Annotated in this window: 11 protein-coding genes and 2 pseudogenes; 9 read left to right on the top strand and 4 right to left on the bottom strand. The window is 65.4% G+C overall.

Annotated elements, in window-relative coordinates; all coding sequences use genetic code 11:
• The first annotated feature begins 1 nt into the window (after nt 1).
• Nucleotides 2-2926 (top strand): glycosyl hydrolase family 95 catalytic domain-containing protein, encoded by a 2925-nt coding sequence (locus ACYVF7_RS31685; RefSeq protein ID WP_460347956.1) that lies wholly within the window; start codon nt 2-4, stop codon nt 2924-2926.
• Nucleotides 2927-3174: 248 nt separating this feature from the next.
• Here ACYVF7_RS31685 and ACYVF7_RS31680 read toward each other — a convergent pair whose 3' ends face one another.
• Entirely contained in the window at nt 3175-4437 is a 1263-nt protein-coding gene (locus tag ACYVF7_RS31680) for an IS110 family RNA-guided transposase (RefSeq protein WP_460347954.1), read from the bottom strand.
• A 284-nt stretch (nt 4438-4721) separates the two neighbouring features.
• Between ACYVF7_RS31680 and ACYVF7_RS31675 the strand changes: the two are divergent.
• The 7 genes and pseudogenes from ACYVF7_RS31675 to ACYVF7_RS31645 form a co-directional block, all read left to right on the top strand.
• Nucleotides 4722-4943, top strand: a pseudogene (locus ACYVF7_RS31675) (IS256 family transposase); the annotation flags it as partial.
• Nucleotides 4944-5558: 615 nt separating this feature from the next.
• Nucleotides 5559-7004 (top strand): group II intron reverse transcriptase/maturase, encoded by a 1446-nt coding sequence (gene ltrA, locus ACYVF7_RS31670; RefSeq protein ID WP_460347952.1) that lies wholly within the window; start codon nt 5559-5561, stop codon nt 7002-7004.
• 108 nt (nt 7005-7112) lie between these two features.
• Nucleotides 7113-7529, top strand: a pseudogene (locus ACYVF7_RS31665) (IS256 family transposase); the annotation flags it as partial.
• 171 nt (nt 7530-7700) lie between these two features.
• On the top strand, nt 7701-7910 hold the full coding sequence (locus tag ACYVF7_RS31660; protein ID WP_460358642.1) for a hypothetical protein: 210 nt from the start codon (nt 7701-7703) through the stop codon (nt 7908-7910).
• Entirely contained in the window at nt 7888-8790 is a 903-nt protein-coding gene (locus ACYVF7_RS31655) for an IS110 family RNA-guided transposase (protein ID WP_460358198.1), read from the top strand. Before ACYVF7_RS31660 ends, ACYVF7_RS31655 begins: the two co-directional genes overlap by 23 nt.
• A 172-nt stretch (nt 8791-8962) precedes the next feature.
• A protein-coding gene (locus ACYVF7_RS31650) for an IS5 family transposase (protein WP_460358196.1) occupies nt 8963-9750 on the top strand; the annotation gives its coding sequence in 2 pieces (ribosomal slippage) (nt 8963-9296 and nt 9296-9750; 789 coding nt in all).
• A 59-nt stretch (nt 9751-9809) separates the two neighbouring features.
• Nucleotides 9810-10725, top strand: a protein-coding gene (locus ACYVF7_RS31645) for an IS5 family transposase (protein ID WP_460347951.1) whose coding sequence is annotated in 2 segments (ribosomal slippage) — nt 9810-10145 and nt 10147-10725 — 915 coding nt in all. Because the reading frame shifts where the segments join, the coding sequence is not laid out codon by codon here.
• Between the two features lie 440 nt (nt 10726-11165).
• Here the strand turns inward: ACYVF7_RS31645 and ACYVF7_RS31640 are convergent.
• The 3 genes from ACYVF7_RS31640 to ACYVF7_RS31630 all read right to left on the bottom strand — a co-directional run bounded on the left by ACYVF7_RS31640 (nt 11166) and on the right by ACYVF7_RS31630 (nt 15840).
• Complete coding sequence (locus ACYVF7_RS31640; protein WP_460347950.1) at nt 11166-11645, bottom strand: hypothetical protein; 480 nt, start codon at nt 11643-11645, stop codon at nt 11166-11168.
• A 294-nt stretch (nt 11646-11939) separates the two neighbouring features.
• Nucleotides 11940-13178 carry a tyrosine-type recombinase/integrase gene (locus ACYVF7_RS31635; protein ID WP_460347948.1) on the bottom strand — a complete coding sequence of 413 codons (1239 nt, stop codon included), beginning with the start codon at nt 13176-13178 and terminating at the stop codon, nt 11940-11942.
• 451 nt (nt 13179-13629) lie between these two features.
• On the bottom strand, nt 13630-15840 hold the full coding sequence (locus ACYVF7_RS31630; RefSeq protein WP_460347946.1) for a helix-turn-helix transcriptional regulator: 2211 nt from the start codon (nt 15838-15840) through the stop codon (nt 13630-13632).
• Between the two features lie 353 nt (nt 15841-16193).
• On the opposite strand from ACYVF7_RS31630, the gene ACYVF7_RS31625 reads away from it, so the two are divergent.
• A complete protein-coding gene (locus ACYVF7_RS31625; protein WP_460347944.1) occupies nt 16194-16649 on the top strand; it encodes a hypothetical protein in 456 nt (151 codons plus the stop codon).
• The last annotated feature ends 77 nt before the right edge of the window (nt 16650-16726 follow it).

Genomic DNA, 16726 nt, shown 5'->3' with positions numbered 1-16726 from the left:
CATGAGATTCAGAATTCGTGCCGGGGTGACGGTGCTCCTCACCGCGATCACCCTCGTGCCGCTCGAGAGTGCCGGCTGGGCAGCCCCCGCCCGCCCCGACGGCACCGCAGCGACCGTCGCCCACGCCGCCCCGGCCGACAGCGCCGCCGACTGGAACGCGATCAAGGACTTCCTGCCGAGCCTGAACGGCAAATGGACTGCGCCGCCGACCAAGCCCGTTACCGACTACTTCTCCAACGGGCCGCTGCTGGGCAACGGAGACCTTGGTGCCGTCGTTGGTGGCGACACGCACAGTGAGACGTTCTATCTGTCCAAGAACGACTTCTGGAACAACTCCAGCGCCAACGGCGTGCGCCCGATCCCCCTCGGCGGGCTCACCCTGCGTACGGCCTCCGGCAACGACAGCAGCACGACGTACTCACAGACCCAGGACCTGCTGAACGCCGAAGTACGCTCGGACCTGACGATCAACGGGGCGCCGATCCACACACGCACCTACCCTTCCGACACCGGAGACTTTTTGATCACCGAGGTCACCACGAGTGGGACCAGCCCGGTCACCCTCGATCTCGACGTGTGGACGAAGGCCGACAACCCCGTTTACCCGGCCTCGTCCGGAGTCAGTGGCTCGACGCTGTGGGCCTCCCGCGAGACGCAGAAGGATGACGGCAGCCAGTGGGTCGCCCGCGCCGCGGTCGCCACCCGGGTCCTGGGCGCGACAGCGACCACGAGCACGAATTCGGCCGGGAAATCGACGGCCGAGTTCACCGTCGAGCCGCGGAAGACCGTCACCGTCGTCTCCTCCGTCAACGGCGGCAAGAACGCCACCACGCATGTCGCCGACGCGCAGACTGCCGTCGCCGGCGTCGATGCGGCGAAGGTGGCGTCCATCTCGGCCGCTCACCAGGCGTGGTGGAAGGCGTACTGGCTCAAGTCATACGTCCGGGTCTACGACAGCGAGGTCGAGAAGTTCTACTACGGAGGCCAGTACGTTCTCGGCAGTTCGGCAAGGACCGGCTCCAACGCACCGGGACTGTGGGGTAACTGGATCACCACCGACACCGCCGCCTGGCACGGCGACTATCACCTCAACTACAACGTCGAGGCTCCCTACTACGGGGCGTTCTCCAGCAACCGCCCCGAACTCGCCGACCCCTACATCCAGACGATTCTCGACTACCGGAGCGCCGGCGCGGCGAACATCAAGAAGCTGCGGTCCATTACTACCAGCGACGGGGTGTCCCAGGAGTTCAAGAACGCCGTCCCGGCCAATGCCCGCGGATACCTGTACCCGGTCGCCATCGGACCGTGGGGCTCGACCGTCGAGTACAACTGGTGGAACCAGCCGTCGGACGCCAGCTACGCCGCCACCCCGATGATCTACCGGTACGAGTACACACCCGACCGCACCTACCTGCGCCGGACCTTGTACCCGTACCTGGTGCAGCTGGCCGGGTTCTGGGAGGACTACCTTGGCCCGAAGGGCTCGGACGGCAAGTATCACCTGATGGGCTCCGCCTACGAGGGCGACTGGACACACGACGACTCGATCGACCTCGGCGCGATCAACCTCGTCCTGAAGTCGGCGCTGAAGTACAGCAAGATCCTCAACGTGGACTCCTCCCGCCGTGCCGCCTGGCAGAACATCGTCGACAACCTGCCGCCCTACGCGACGGCGACCTACAACGGCGCCACCGTCTTCAACAGCGACTACGACACCGATTTCTCGTCGCTGATCAACAGGACCGTCTGCAACGTCGAATGGATCCACCCCTTCGACGACCTCACCCTCGACTCCTCTCCCGAGCAGCGGCAGGCCGCGATCAACACCTTGAACGCGATGAACTCCTGGACCGAAGGCAACAACTTCGCCAAGAGCTTCGGCATCGCCGCACGTGTCGGCTACCCGGCAGCGGGCCTGTTCGCCCAGCTCAAGAGCGTCATCCACTCCTACATGCAGCCGAACCTGAGCATCTACCAAAGCGGCGGCGGCCTGGAGACCGCCGGTACCACCGACGCCGTCAACGCGATGCTGCTGCAGTCCATCAACGGCACCATACGGCTGTTCCCCGACTACCCCGCAGGCCAAAAGGCGCACTTCAGTCGGCTCCGCACCCAGGGCGGCTTCCTGGTCAGCGCCGACTATGACGGCACTAACGCCTCGAACGTCTCCCTGACGGCGGACAACGCCGGCGGCCCGGTGACCGTGCTCAACCCCTGGCCTGGCCGGACCATGACGGTCACCGATTCGACCGGTGCCCGAGTCGCCACGAACCAGAGCAATGACGGCTACACCTTCACCACGACCGCAGGCGCGACCTACACCCTCACTCCTTCAGGAGACACCACCGGCGCCTCACTAACCGGCTCGGTCGCCAAGCAGCCGGCCGGCACGGTCGACCTCGCGGCGCAAGGAACGCGTGACTGGGCACACTGGGGCCTCACCAACGCAGCCGGCTTCGACCACAAGGCAGGCGTAACACCGGCGATCAGCAACCTCGAACAGGTAGGCGGCAACTCGGTACTCCAGCTCACCGACAGCCCAGTCACCTACAGTTGGACTCGCGGAACCCCGACGGCCTCTGCCGCAGCCACCCCAACAGGCGTCTTCACCCGCTCGGTCGCGAACGGCTTCCAGATCACCGTGCCGGCCTCGACCACACCACAACGGCTCCGGATCTACCTGGGCGCATGGTCGGCGAAAGGCAAATTGACCGCCTCACTCAGTGACCACAGTGCCACTACGTACACGGGATATCTCGACTCCCCCTCCGGCAACGGATACGGACTGGCAGACCTCACCTTCAGCGCCGCATCCGCCGGACAGACACTGACCGTCACTTACCTCGGAGAAACCTCTTACAGCGGCACCGACGGCAACATCACACTCCACGCCGCCATACTGACCAACGCCGCGGCCGCGTAGTCCCGATCACCGGAACCGGAAACGGCAGGTGCGCCATGAGCGGTGGCGCATCCCATCCCGACCTTCAAGGCAAGGCTGTGCGACACCCTCGGCCGGGGGTGTCGCACAGCCTGACGGTCTCGGACACCGCCCGGACCCGATGATCGGGCTCATCGTGTCGCCGGGACTGAATCGAAAATCGGTGCTCAGCTGGGCAAGCGGCAGCACCCGGCGGAGCGATAGCGGAGCCGGGTTGTGGGGCTGTTGGGTCAGGCCGCCTCGTGCAAGGTGACCTTCTTGCCGGACAGACGTTCGAGTTCGCGGATCAGCTGGCGTTTGCGTCGTTGGGGCGCGAGCCGGTCGTGATAGTCGGCGCCGAGCTCATTGAAGCAGGCGTCGGGGTCGGATAGCAGGTGGTAGGCGACGGTGAGGATGGAGTTGCCCACGGCGACCAGGGCGCGTCTTTTACCGCGTCGTTTGGCGATGCGTCTGTAGCGCGATGCCAGGAAGGTTTTGGTGCGGGCGGCGCCCATCGCCGCTTCCCCGATGGTGGCGCCCAGCCAAGGGTTGCCCTTGCCGGTAGAGGCCGATCGCGTCTTGCCGGCCGACTGCTTGACCTTAGGCGCGAACTTGGCCCAGGACACCAGGTGACCCGCGGTCGGAAAGCGGCCCATGTCCACGCCGATCTCGGCGATGATCTCCTGAGCACCTCGGAGGCCGACACCGGGGATCTCATCCAACCGGGCCATCTGGGCCGCCAACGGAGCCAAGGCATCGTCGATGCGGGTGTCGAGCTGACGGATCTGGGCGCTCAACCCGTCAACGCGATCGCACATCATCCGCAGCAGATAGCCGTGGTGGTCGCGGAAGTGACCGGTCAGCGCCTCCTGCAGGACGCCGATCTTGACCCGCATGCGGCCCTGGGCCAACCGCGCGAGCACCCGAGGGTTGCACTCACCTGCGATCAGCGCCTCCAGCATCGCCCGACCGGACGCGCCGAAGATGTCGGTGATCACGGCTGAGAGTTTGATCTGGGTGTCCTCCAGCAGTTTCTCGGCCCGCTGTTTCTCACGGGTGCGTTCTTGGACCAAGGTGCGCCGGTAGCGGCACAGATCACGCAGCTCACGCTGCCACGGCGGCGGCACGAAGCTGGGGCGCAGCATCCCGCGCTCGGCCAGCTTGCACAACCAGACCGCATCGATCTTGTCGGTCTTGGGGCGCCCCGGCACGTGCTTGACGTCATGGGCGTTGACCAGCCAGCACTCGATATCGTCTTCGAGCAGGTAGAACGGCGGTTTCCAGTAGGTAGAGGTCGCCTCCATCACGCACCGGGTCACGCCCTGGCACACCAGCCAGTCCCGCAACCCCAGCAGAGCCGAGGAGATCGTGGCGAACGTCCGGACCTCCTGGCACCGCCGCCCCGGCACGGTCTCGTGCGGAACCCGCACACACGCCACCAGCGACGCCTTCCCCACATCCAGGGCGGCCACTCGCTGAACCAGCTCCGCGCCCTCTTCGGTGATCTCGCTCATGAGCTCGTCCTGCTTCCCGCGCGTAATGATCGATTCCAGGCGGTGCTGCCCGCAGGAGCCGGCGGGGGCGTATGAGACGGAATCGCGTGCTCACGGCAACAATGCAGGACCCCAGAAGAGCGGCTCCCAGCGATCAGACTGTACGACGGGCTCATAGGGCACCAGTCACACTCGACGTCAGCGGACAGCAACCACCCCCAATTTTCACGCCTGCAGGGCGTCCTCACAGAACATCCGCGGCTGTACGGTTTTCGGTGTAACTCCTGATCAAGGAGTTACTTCCGATGACGACAACTGAAGTGAAGGCGGACGCCGCGGTGGCTGAGTCCGGCAAGCCGGCCAAGAGCAAGGACACCGGTCCGGCCGGCGGTGATGTGATCGATCAGCTGGTCGCCCAAGCCCGGGCGCAGGGGCTGGATCTGGTCGGTGAGGGCGGGCTGTTGCAGCAGCTGACCAAGCGGGTGCTGGAGTCGGCGCTGGAAGGTGAGATGACCGAGCACCTCGGCTAGCGCGCCACGAGGCGCTGGTTGACCTTGCAGCGGTGGGATTCCGCTGTCGGTGGCTCGTCGTAGCGGGCCGCTTGAAGCAGGAGGCAGCCTGATCTCGGAGACGCGGGTGAGGGTGGGAGCAGCCTTGACAAGGCCGGGACGTGCCAGGACTGCCAGATGGCTCGGGTCCGGTTTGCGAGATGGAACGGTGCACGTGAGGAACCGGTGTTGTAAAGCTTCTCAAGGTGATCACCAGGTCAAACCTGGCGGATATGGCCTGGGTTGGCGGTGCGTACCCGCTGCGTGTTGGCGTGGGTGGGGAACTCCTGGAGCCGGTCGTAGCCTTCCGGCCGGGAGGTTGCGGGGAAGGTCTACGGCGTACCCGCAGCGAGGCCGCAGGGGCAAAGCCGGGCACCTCCTCCATCGAGGGGTCGCCAGTGAACGTGGGAACGATTCGGCACTGCTCCGGTGTCCGGTCAGACAGGCCGGGGGGTGGGATAGGTGCGTCGTCGACCGAAGGTGCCGGGTCGGGCGGAGCCGTCGTAGTACTGCGAGGCCGGGAAAGCCGGTCACATGGGGAAGGACGGCAGCGAGTTCGTGCAGTAGAAGGACTGCAAGGCCAGGAGGTCGCCGGTGAATACCGGTGAACCGACCGATCCGGACCCGTATTGGGCGGAGCGGCGGGTACTGGGGATGCAGACGAAGCTGCACCGGTGGGCCGGCGAGGATCGTAATCGCCGGTTTGATGATTTGTTCAATCTGGTGACGGACCCGGATTTCCTGCTGATCGCGTGGGAACGGGTCCGCGGCAACACCGGGGCACGCACGGCCGGGATCGACGGGCGAACCGCCCGCGATATCGAGACCGATCCGGGCGTGTTGGCGTTCCTGGACGACTTGCGGGATCAACTACGGTCCCGCACGTTCCGGCCGGTGCCGGTCCGCGAACGGATGATCCCGAAATCGGGAGGGAAACTCCGGCGGCTCGGCATACCGACCATGGCGGACAGGGTCGTTCAGGCATCGCTGAAACTGGTCTTGGAACCCATTTTCGAACGCGACTTCCAGCCGTGTTCGTATGGGTTCCGGCCGAACCGGCGGGCGCACGATGCTCTGGCGGAGATTCACCACTTCGGCAGCCGCAAATATCACTGGGTGCTGGAGGGGGACATCGAAGCGTGCTTCGACACCATCGACCACGCGGCCCTCATGGACCGGGTGCGGCGCAGGATCGGAGACAAACGCGTGCTCGCGCTGGTGAAGGCGTTCTGCAAAGCCGGGATCCTCACCGAACTCGGCGAACGTCAGGAGACCAGGACCGGTACTCCCCAAGGAGGCATCCTGTCGCCGTTGCTGGCCAACATCGCCTTGTCCGTGCTGGACGACTACTTCGTCGGCGTGTGGCGGGCGAGCATGAAGGACGGCAACGCACGGTTCCGGCGTCGGCAGAAGGGACTGGCGAACTGGCGGCTGATCCGCTACGCGGACGATTGGGTCGTGATGGTCGCTGGAACCCGTAACGACGCCGAACAACTGCGGCAAGACATTGCCGATCTCTTGGCTCCGATGGGGCTACGGCTCTCGGAGGAAAAGACCAAGGTAGTCCACCTCGGGGAAGGGTTCGATTTCTTGGGCTATCACATCCGGTGGCGTCGCAAGAGGGGAACCAGCCAACGCCACGTCTACACCTACCCGTCGAAGAAGGCTCTGAGGAGCATCAAGACGAAGGTGCGGACGTTGACATGCCAGAAAGCCCATCCTGACCTTAAGGCCCTGCTCCTCCGGGTGAACTCGGTGGTGCGGGGCTGGTGTCACTACTTCAAGTACGGCAGTTCCAGCGGAACCTTCGGCTATCTCAACCACTATCTGTGGTGGCGAGTCGCTCGGTGGCTCCGTAAACGGCACGGCCGCTTGTCGTGGAAACAGATACGACGCAAGGTATTCACCGACGGATACCGGATCGTCGCGGAAGGGATCGAATTGTTCAACCCGGCAATGGTCGCCACCGTGCACCAACGCTGGCGGGGATACAACATCCCGACACCCTGGTCAGAACGAACAGCGTCCCCAGCGGCATGAACGCGTGGAGAGCCGGATGCGGTGAAAGCCGCACGTCCGGTTCGGGCGGGCGGTCTGGGGAAACGGACCGGTGGCAACACCGGCACCGCGCCCCAGGCCGACCCCACTGACAAGCACGACCCGGCCGGCAACAGCAGCGGGAACTCCCGGAACGGGCGTCGGTCCAAGACGGTGACCACCGACATCGGGCCGGTGGAGATCGAGGTGCCCCGGGACCGGGAGGGCAGCTTCGAGCCGCAGATCGTGGCCAAGCGGCAGCGCAGGTTGAGCGGGGTCGATGAGATGGTCCTGTCGCTGAGCGCCAAAGGCCTGACCCACGGGGAAATCTCCGCGCACCTGGCCGAGGTCTATGGCGCGAACGTGTCCAAGCAGACCATCTCCACCATCACCGACAAGGTCATCGACGGCATGACCGAATGGCAGAACCGGCCGCTCGACGCCGTCTACCCGGTCATCTTCCTGGACGCCATCCAGGTCAAGATCCGCGATGGCCAAGTCGCCAACCGGCCCATCTACGTGGCCCTGGTGTCCGCGTACGACCTCATCTCCTGAGCCGGGTACGGCGTGATGTCCAGGGTTGTCGGCGCGTCGTGTACGTGTCGGTTGGAGTAGTTGATCACCCTTCGGTTCGTCAGCGACCAAGCAGACGAAGCCGAAGGGTGACCGCTGTCCATGATCCTGGATTCGAGGGATTGGATGAACATCCGAAGATTCCGTGCGCTGCATGCGTCGGGGGTGAGTATCGCGGCGATCGCCCGGGAGACCGGGCATGACTGGAAGACGGTCAAGAAGTATCTGGAGGCCGAGGAGTCGGCCCCGCCGGCGGCGCCGTCGCGTAAGGGCACCCAGCCGCGCAAGATCGACCGGTTCACCGGAGTGGTGGATTCCTGGTTGCGGGCGCCCTGATCGCCGGGTCCGGGAGCTGAGGGACCTGACCCGCCGCCGCACCGAGCTGATCCGGGCCGCCGGCCAAGAGGTCCAACGCCTGGAGAAGGAACTGGAAGATACCGGGATGAAGCTGTCATCGGTGCTGAGCAACATCGTCGGCACCAGCGGCCGGGCCATCCTGGAGGCTCTGATCGCCGGCGAGCGCGACCCCCACCGCCTGGCCGACATGGCGCGCGCCAAGGCCCGCCGCAAGATACCGGAGCTGATCGAGGCGCTGGATGGGGACTTCACCGCACACCACGCCTTCATGGTCCGGCACTACCTCGACCAGATCGACCACCTGAACGCGCTCGTCGCCACGCTGGACCAGCGGATCAGCCAGGCTCTGGCCGACCGTCAACAAGAGCTGGAACACCTGGACACGATCCCGGGAGTGGGCCAGCTCGCCGCCGAGGTCATCATCGCCGAGACCGGCGCAGACATGCGCCGCTTCGCCTCCGCCCAGCACTTGGCCTCCTGGATCGGAGTCTGCCCCGGGCAGAACGAGTCCGCCGGGGTGAACAAGTCCGGCCGCTCACGGCCCGGCAACAGCAACCTCAAACGCCTGCTCGGCACCGCCGCCATGGCAGCGATCCGCGACAAATGCTCCTACCTCTCGGTGTTCTACCGCCGCATCGCCGCCCGCAGAGGCGGCAAACGCGCCCTGGTCGCGGTGATGCACAAACTCGCGATCGCCATCTGGCACGTCCTGCACGACCAACAGCCCTACCGCGACCTCGGCGCCGACCACTTCACCCGCCGCAACCCCGACCGCGCGCTACGCCGGATGGCCAAGGAAGCCAACAGCCTCGGCTTCACCGTCCGCTTCGACCCCGTCCCAGCCACCCAGCCTGCGTAGTGTCCTTATTTTCGTGTCAGACCCTGGGGGTCCCCGGCGGCGGGGCGGGGACCCCCAGGGATCGCCGTGCAGATCTCTTAGAGGTCCTAACGAAATGATCACTTCGGCCCCCCCGGTGGCGGGTGGACAGGTTTGATCATCTTTCGTGAGGAAGGGTGAGCAGCCGCCGTGGATCGTGCGGGACAGCTTGTGGGAGCGGATCGAGCCGTTGCTGCCGAAGGTGGAACGCCGCACGCACCACCCGGGCCGCAAACGGCTGGATGACCGCAAGGTGTTGTGCGGGATCTTGTTCGTGCTGCACACCGGGATCGCGTGGGAGTTCCTGCCTCAGGAGCTGGGGTTCGGGTCGGGGATGACCTGCTGGCGCCGCCTGGCCGAATGGCACGAGGCCGGGGTGTGGGACCGGCTGCACCAGGTGCTGCTGGCCGAGTTGCACGCCGCTGGGAAGCTGGGCTGGTCCCGGGCGGTGATCGACAGCTCGCACGTGCGGGCGCTCAAGGGCGGCCCAAAACCGGACCGAGCCCGGTCGACCGCGCACGGACGGGCTCGAAGCACCACGTCATCACCGAAGCGCACGGAATCCCGCTGGCCCTCAGCCTGACCGGCGGCAACCGCAACGACATCACCCAGCTCCTCCCGCTGATCGAAGCGATCCCACCGGTCCGCGGACGCGTCGGACGACCCCGCCGCCGGCCTGAGCAGTTGTACGCCGACCGGGGCTATGACCATGACAAGTACCGGCGCAAGGTCTGGAAGAAGGGCATCAAGCCCGTGATCGCACGGCGCGGTATTGCCCACGGCTCCGGGCTGGGTGTCCACCGCTACGTCGTGGAACGCACGATCGGCCTGCTCCACTGGTTCCGCCGCCTGCGCATCCGCTGGGAGATCCGCGACGACATCCACGAGGCGTTCATGACTTTGGCCGCCGCCATCATCTGCTGGCGACGCCTCGTCCGCTGATCATTCTGTTTGGGCGTGTTTCCTGGATCTTGAGCGGCTCGTCCTGTATGTCCTGATGTGTGCTTGATCGACATGACCTTTCCGATGAGGAATGGGAGTGGCTGGAGCCACTGCTGCCATCCAACCCGGGCCGTGGCGGCCGGTGGGCCGACCACCGTCGCACGATCAACGGGGTGTTCTGGCGGACCCGGACCGGCTGCCCCTGGCGGGACCTGCCCACCCAGTACGGCAAGTGGCAGACCGTCTACAAGCGGCATCGCCGCTGGTCACGCGACGGAACGTGGGCGAGGGCGCTGGATCGGCTGCGCGCCGGGTGCGACGAGGCCGAAGGCAAGGACTGGACGGTGTCGGCCGATTCCACCATCGCCCGCGCCCACCAGCACGCCGCCGGAGCACCGCACACTCCGGCCAAGGACGACCCGGCCCGCGACCACCGCGCGGGGGGCGGCATCGAATCACAAGAATCCCGGCAAGAACCGTGAGGGGCTGGGGCGCTCGAGAGGCGGCCTGACCACCAAAATTCACCTGGTCGCCGACCGGCGCTGCCGTCCGATCACCAAGCTGACCACCCCGGGCCAGTACGGCGACTCCCCGCGGTTCATCCCGCTGATGGATGCGATCCGCATCCCGCGCCGAGGCTTGGGCCGGCCACGCAAGCGGCCTGCACGTGCCATGGCCGACAAGGCGTACTCCTCCAAGGCCAACCGCGCCTACCTGCGCGAACACAAGATCCAGGCAGTCATCCCGATCAAGGAGGACCAGAAGGCCAACCGGCTCAAGCGCGGCTCGTCCGGCGGTCGTCCGCCCAACTTCGACGCCGAACGTTACAAGGAGCGCAACACCGTCGAGCGCTGCGTCAACAAGCTGCGGCAGTTCCGCGCCGTGGCCACGCGCTTCGACAAGCGGGAGGTCATCTACCAGGGCACGATCGACGTCGCGTCCATCAAGATCTGGCTCCGCGATCCCGTCCAATGATCCACGAAACACGGCCTAGGACCTCTTAGTCAGGTAGGGGCCGCTGCTCGGCCGGACCGCAAACCAGGTCTGGGCAGGGGGCTGTGTTCTGTCGCACCTGTCGGCGGCGCCGCGGGCCCACGTGGCACTCAGCTACGGCTTGCCCTCCATGCTGAGCACGTGATGGATGCTGGTAGATCGACCCGCGGCCACGGGAAGTGTGCGGTCGGTGTGTGTCTCAAGTTCCCGAACGGTACGTCCCGTGTGCTGGTCACATTCGACGGCTCGCCGATGGGCGTGCTGTCCCTCCGGTTGATAGGGGATGCGTCACGTGCCAAGGCCTGGGCGGAGCTTGGCTGTGCGGGCAGTGATTGTCTGGCCGGCCGGTTGGGGCGGCAATGCCAGCCTGCCGCCCCAACCGGCCGGCCCGGCTCTGACGCTGGCCCGACGCGGGACGCTGGTTATTCGCGCTTGTGGGAGTCCTCTGTTCCGGTCGCTTTCAACATGTTGCGTTCGCGGGCCGATCCGGTGACATCGTCGAGGTGGGCGGCGGCGAGTGCGGCAGCGCGTTGGGCTCGTACGTCGGCGATGCGGATCACGGCTCCGTCGGCGAGGGTGGCCTGGAGTTTGACGTGGACGGCTTCACCTCGTTTGCCGCGTTGCTGGATGGCCTGATAGCTGCAGCCCATGATCCGGCCCATTTCGGCGAGAGAGTAGGGCTGCCAGGTTTTGTTGTTGGCGGTGTAGATCCCGCGGTTGATGTTGTCGGTGATGGCCTGCTGAATGTCGGGGACGTGGGCGAGCATGGCCGGGTCGTCAGCGATCCGGTCACCGAGGCTTTTGACGACCCGCAGGACGAACGCGGCGTATTCGCTGGTTTCGGTGGTGCGGGCGGCGCGGCGGGCCGCGCGTCGCTGGTTGTCCCGGTTCGGGTTGGTCATTGCTGGTCGGCCCTTCTGCTCTGGCCGCCGACGCCGGGCGGCCAGAGCGTGAGGAATGGGGGAGAGGGGTTGTTTTCGCATATGCGCGCCTGATCCCCGGACCGAGTGCCGAGAACCCGACACCCGGTAGAAAACAGGCACGATATGGGCGATGGGTCAGCAGTGCGTCAGTAATCGCTCAGGCGTGGTAGATCAGGCGGGCGAGGCTTAGAGGACTTTCTTGATGCGCCGTACGGTGCGGCGAAAAGTTGATCGCTGGCGCGTGGTCACATGTCGTCGGTCGTGACGGGTGGTTCAAGCGGCTGGACGCAGCCGCGGATACCGTCTTTGTGCCTTCTTGCCGTCGCTTTCGCGCCAGGTGAGATCAGCGATGAAGGGCTGGAGTTCTTTCACCTGTTCATCGGTCAGGCGATCAAATGCGTAGCGGCTCGTGGCGCCAGTGAATCGTTTGTGGCCGAGAAGTTTTTTGACCGTATCTTCGCTTGCGTTGCGGTCCCCGACGGCGTGGCCGAATCCACGTCGTAGAGCGTGCGGAGTTATGTGGATGCCGTAGCCGTCCTCTGTCATGGCCGCGTCGCGTGCCTTTTTGAAGCCGCGTTCGACCAGGCTCCGGTAGATTCGCTTGCCGCGCGGGCTCGTGAAGAGCCATTCACTCGCTTTACGGGCCTGGATTCGGCGTTTGATCATGGCGATGAGGGGGTCGTCGTCTCGGCGGGGGAGGGGAACGTCTCGAAAGCCGCTATCGGATTTCCCTCTGTCGGTAGCGATTCTTTTGCCGCCCTTGATGCCTGCTCGCTCGACTTGGCGTATCCGGACTACGCGGCGCTCAAGGTTTATTGAGCCGACCGTAAGGGCCGCTGCCTCTTGCCATCGAAGACCGGTGCCATAGAGCAGTATTGCGAAGTCGCCGAGCAATTCGGATACGCCGTAGCAGTGGTCGAAGAACATCGGCGCGTCCTGCAATTCGAGCGTGGGTTTCATCGTGCGTTTGACGTTGATCTGCTTGAGGGTGGCCCGGCAGGGGTTGGCGCGTTCGCGCCATTCGCGGTCGATGGCATAGTTGAAGATTGGTGACAGCCTGCCGCCGATCAAGACTTGGAGAGTGTCGGGCGCCAGTCCGGATTCGAGTGCGATCTCGTCGATGTCTTCTACGATGATGTCCTTGATGGGTTTGTCGCCGAAGCGCGGGTAGGCATGCTTGTTCAGGGCGTAGCGGTATTTACGGAGGTAGCCCGGATCGGCGGTGCGGGTCGTGAGATACTTTTCGGCGACCGCCCGGAACGTGCGGGTCTCGGTCTTCGCCGGCTTGGCGGCGGAGCGCTGCGTCTGCCGCGACTGGCTGCCGTAGGTCTTGCCGAGTTCGCGAGGATCGCGGTAGCCGTTGGCGACCAGGTCCAGGGCGAAGCGCAGGACCTCCCTCTGGTCGGTGTCGGTAAAGCTTCTGCTTCCCTGATTCCACCGGACGCGGAACCGCTGCGGGCTGCGCCTGGTCGCCTTGAGCGTCTCGATCGTCGGTACACCCTTGAGTCTCACGCTGCCTCCTTCGAGCTGCGCTAGCGCTGACGTAAGGGCTGGTGTAACAGCCGTCGGTCAGCTATGCGTTAGCGCAGGTCGGAAGGGGAATGCGGGAGTTGAGACAAGATTCCCGTCTTGGCCTTGATCCAACCCTGGCAAGACCCGCTGTTTTCCCGGGTCAACCCGGCTTCCCTCGCCTGAGCAGCGAAAAAAGCGTATCGGTGCCCGCTGGAGCTGGGTGCGGAGGGCTACGGACCGATCAGGAGCAGTCGGCCTGGTTCGGGGAAGTTCGGGGTGTTACGCGTAACGGTTACATCATCGATGTCACGCTCTGTAGTGGTCGACGACGCCCCTGGCTCTCACACTGGTCGGGCTTCAGGGTTGATCCCGAAGTGCTGCGGGGTGGGCCGGCATGAGCCACGACGTGCTGGATCAGCATGCTGCCGCGGTGACCGACGTGGCTCGTCGGCTATGTCTGTGTAGTGGTCCATGCTGCGACCTGCGCTCGGTTGTGCACGTCGAGCCGTACGAAAATCTGTGCCAGGTGGTTTTCCACAGTCCGCTGCGAAATGTTCAATTCTTTGGCGATCTGTCTGTTACTGAGGCCTTGGGTGATAAGTTGCGCGATTTGCTGTTGACGCCTAGTGAGAGCGTCGAGCGCGACGGGGGCGCCGAGGGGGTGATCGCTCTGACAGCCTGGCGGCCGGTCGATGTCCGAGAGTGCCAGCGTGTAAATTTCCTCGGCTCGCAGCTTGTTCCCCTCGTGCAGGGCTGCGGTGCATGCCTCATCGCCGAGAGTTGCTCGTATGCGCGATACCGAGTGTTCGCGTTCCCGCCGGAAGGGGCCAGGGCCTCTGATCACGACGCCGGTGCTCTGCTGGATCCCTGCCACCGCACCGAGGAGTTTGGCCGCGGGAAGGGCGTGGCCCTGCGCGGCCCGTTCCCATGCGATGGCTTCCACGCACATGTTGGCGCCCATAGGCTGGTCGCCCATGTCGATCATCAGCTGGAGAGCCTGTTGGAGCAGGGGGATGGCGAGGCCGGGATCGGCGTGTGATGCCCGCCCTTGAGCCCACAGCGCCCAGCTGATCGACCAGGCGCCACCGTGGGCCTGTGCATCGTTCAGGCATTCGGCGGCGGCCTGATCGGCGATGTGGCCAGGGGCGAGGAAGCCCGCCGCGACCGCCAGCCAGATCCGGGCCCGGAATGCCGCGGCCCGCGCGTTCTTGGCGTTGAACGCGTCACAGGCCTGTGTCAGTGGTGCCAGGCAGCCGGAGTCGCTGTGCGCCAGGAACAGGTGCATGCCCTCCATGAACGAGACGATCGGCAGATCGTCGGCGGCGGCCTCCAGCCGCCCGGCCTGGTCGAGGCACTCCTGCCGATGTATGTCGGCCCGGTCCTGGTCGCCCTGCCACAGGCGCATCAGGGTGAGCATGGCCAGCGCATCGACCCGGTCCGGTGAGGGTGCCGGTGTTATACGGGTGAGGAAGATCTCGAGCCAGGCGCACATCTCGTCCAGGAACGCGGCGAAGAACGAGAAGCCGAGCTGGGTGATGTCGGCGGCGATACGCAGTCCGGTTCCGGCCCGCCCCGGGGAATCACAAAAGGACAGCGCCGACCGGATATTGGGGATCTCTCGCCGTACCTGGTGAAATGTGGTCAGCCCTGATGGGCCGTAAGGCCGCTCGACGGCTTCGGCGGCCAGCCGGGCTATGAGTGCGCAGTGCCGCTCGCGTGTCATTTCCTCCTCGCCGAGGGCTTGGAGTTGGCGCAACCCGTATTCGCGCATCGGCGGCAACTGCCGGAAGCGGCCGGCTGAGTCCGCGATGAGCACCGATTGCCGTACCAGTCCGGTGAGCAGGTCCACCACCAAGGGGGTCGCCACTATCCCGTCAGGGTCACCGCAGACCTGTTCGGCCATCGCGAGATCGAATCCGCCGGAGAACACGCTCAATCGGGCCCACAACCGCTGCTCGCCCGCAGAGCACACCCGGTAGGACCACTCAAGCACATCCCAGAGCGCCCTGTGCCGCGGTGACATCCCGCGGCCCACGCCTTTCAACAGCCGGCCGCCGTCCAGCCGCTGCATGATCGTGTCCGGAGACAGTCCCCCGCCCAGCCGGGCCGCGATGAGTTCCAACACCAGCGGCAGGCCACCGGACCAGCGAACAAGGTCCAGGACGGTGTCCCAGCAACGATCATCGGCGATCGGGCGGCCGGCCGCGCGTGCGCGATCCAGCAGTAGGAGCACGGCGTCCGAGAGCGCTGCCTGCTCCCGGTCGGCGCCAGGCGGCGGTATCGCCAGCGGCGCCACCCGAAGCACGTGCTCGCCGGCGATCTCGAGCGGGCGCCTGCTGGTCGCGACGACCGTCAGCTCCGGCGCGTCGGCCAGCAAGGCGGACACCACATCTCCGGCGGCCTCCCACACATGCTCGCAGTTGTCCAATACCAGCAACACTCGCTTGTCACCCAGATATTCGATCAACCGGTCGTGAGCGGGCCGGCCCGAATGAGCGCCGAGGTCGAGCGTGCTGACCAGCCAGTGCTCCACCGCTTCAGCGCCGCTGTGCTCGGCGAGGTCCGCAATGGCGACGGCGTCGTAGTCGGCCTCGACACGACGGACCAGTTCCAACGCCATCCGGGTCTTACCGACCCCGCCAGGCCCGACCACGGTGGTCAAGCGGGCGACCTTTAGTAACCGCCACGCCTCGTCCATCGACTCGCCGCGTCCAACAAAGCTGGTTAGTGCGGCAAGAATCACCGGCCGTATCGGGCTCACGACTTTCCCCAGCGCAGGCGAGCCATATCAAGTATCCACTGTCGCACCAGGCTCATCCTGCCCCAGAGTACAACATGAGTGTACCTAGGTACAGACACACACGAACCCTGCGGGGAACCCTCATATGCATCCACCGATGATTGCGCAATCGTAAGGGACCTGACGCCATCACGGCGCCGGAAGATGGAGCGGTTCTTCGAACAAGTGGGACGGGAAGATTTCCGCAATCAGCGCGGACTTGAAGGAGTAGTTCAGTGTCCTCTGGAAGCACGGCGAGAAAGCTTGTTCTCCGCAGCTTCATTGCGGCCGGTGCGGCGGCAATGGCCATGACCGCGATGAGCGGCCCCGCGCACGCCACCAGCTGGCAGAAGGTCAACAACGGCCAGTTGGTGTACCTGAAGGATGGTAAGTGCAAGACGGCGGGTATGATCCACAATATCTACCCCACCGCGGCGACCGCCTACTCGCAGCTGCAAAAAGGCAAGTGCTGGCACTGGGTGAAGCTGTGGGTCGTCCAGCCCAAGACCGGCACGTGGCAGGAGCTCCTCTGGCAGGGATCGGGAAGGACTAATTTCGTGTCAAAGCCGCCCGCCTACGGCCCGACCCGGAACAACAAGGGATGGTACGGCTACCGAGCCGAGCTCGGTTTGTGCGGTTCCAAGGGCCACTGTGTCACGAAGCATATTCAGGTGCCGCATTGGGGCAAATGACCCGATGACCACCCGATGGCCACCCGGCGAGCCCGGCCGCGCCTGCTGCGCCACCGGCTGGTCGCCATTGCTCGTCG

This window comes from Actinoallomurus acanthiterrae (assembly GCF_054775715.1).
Note: the sequence above shows the minus strand (reverse complement) of the source record. Positions and strands in the feature narration are given on the sequence as shown.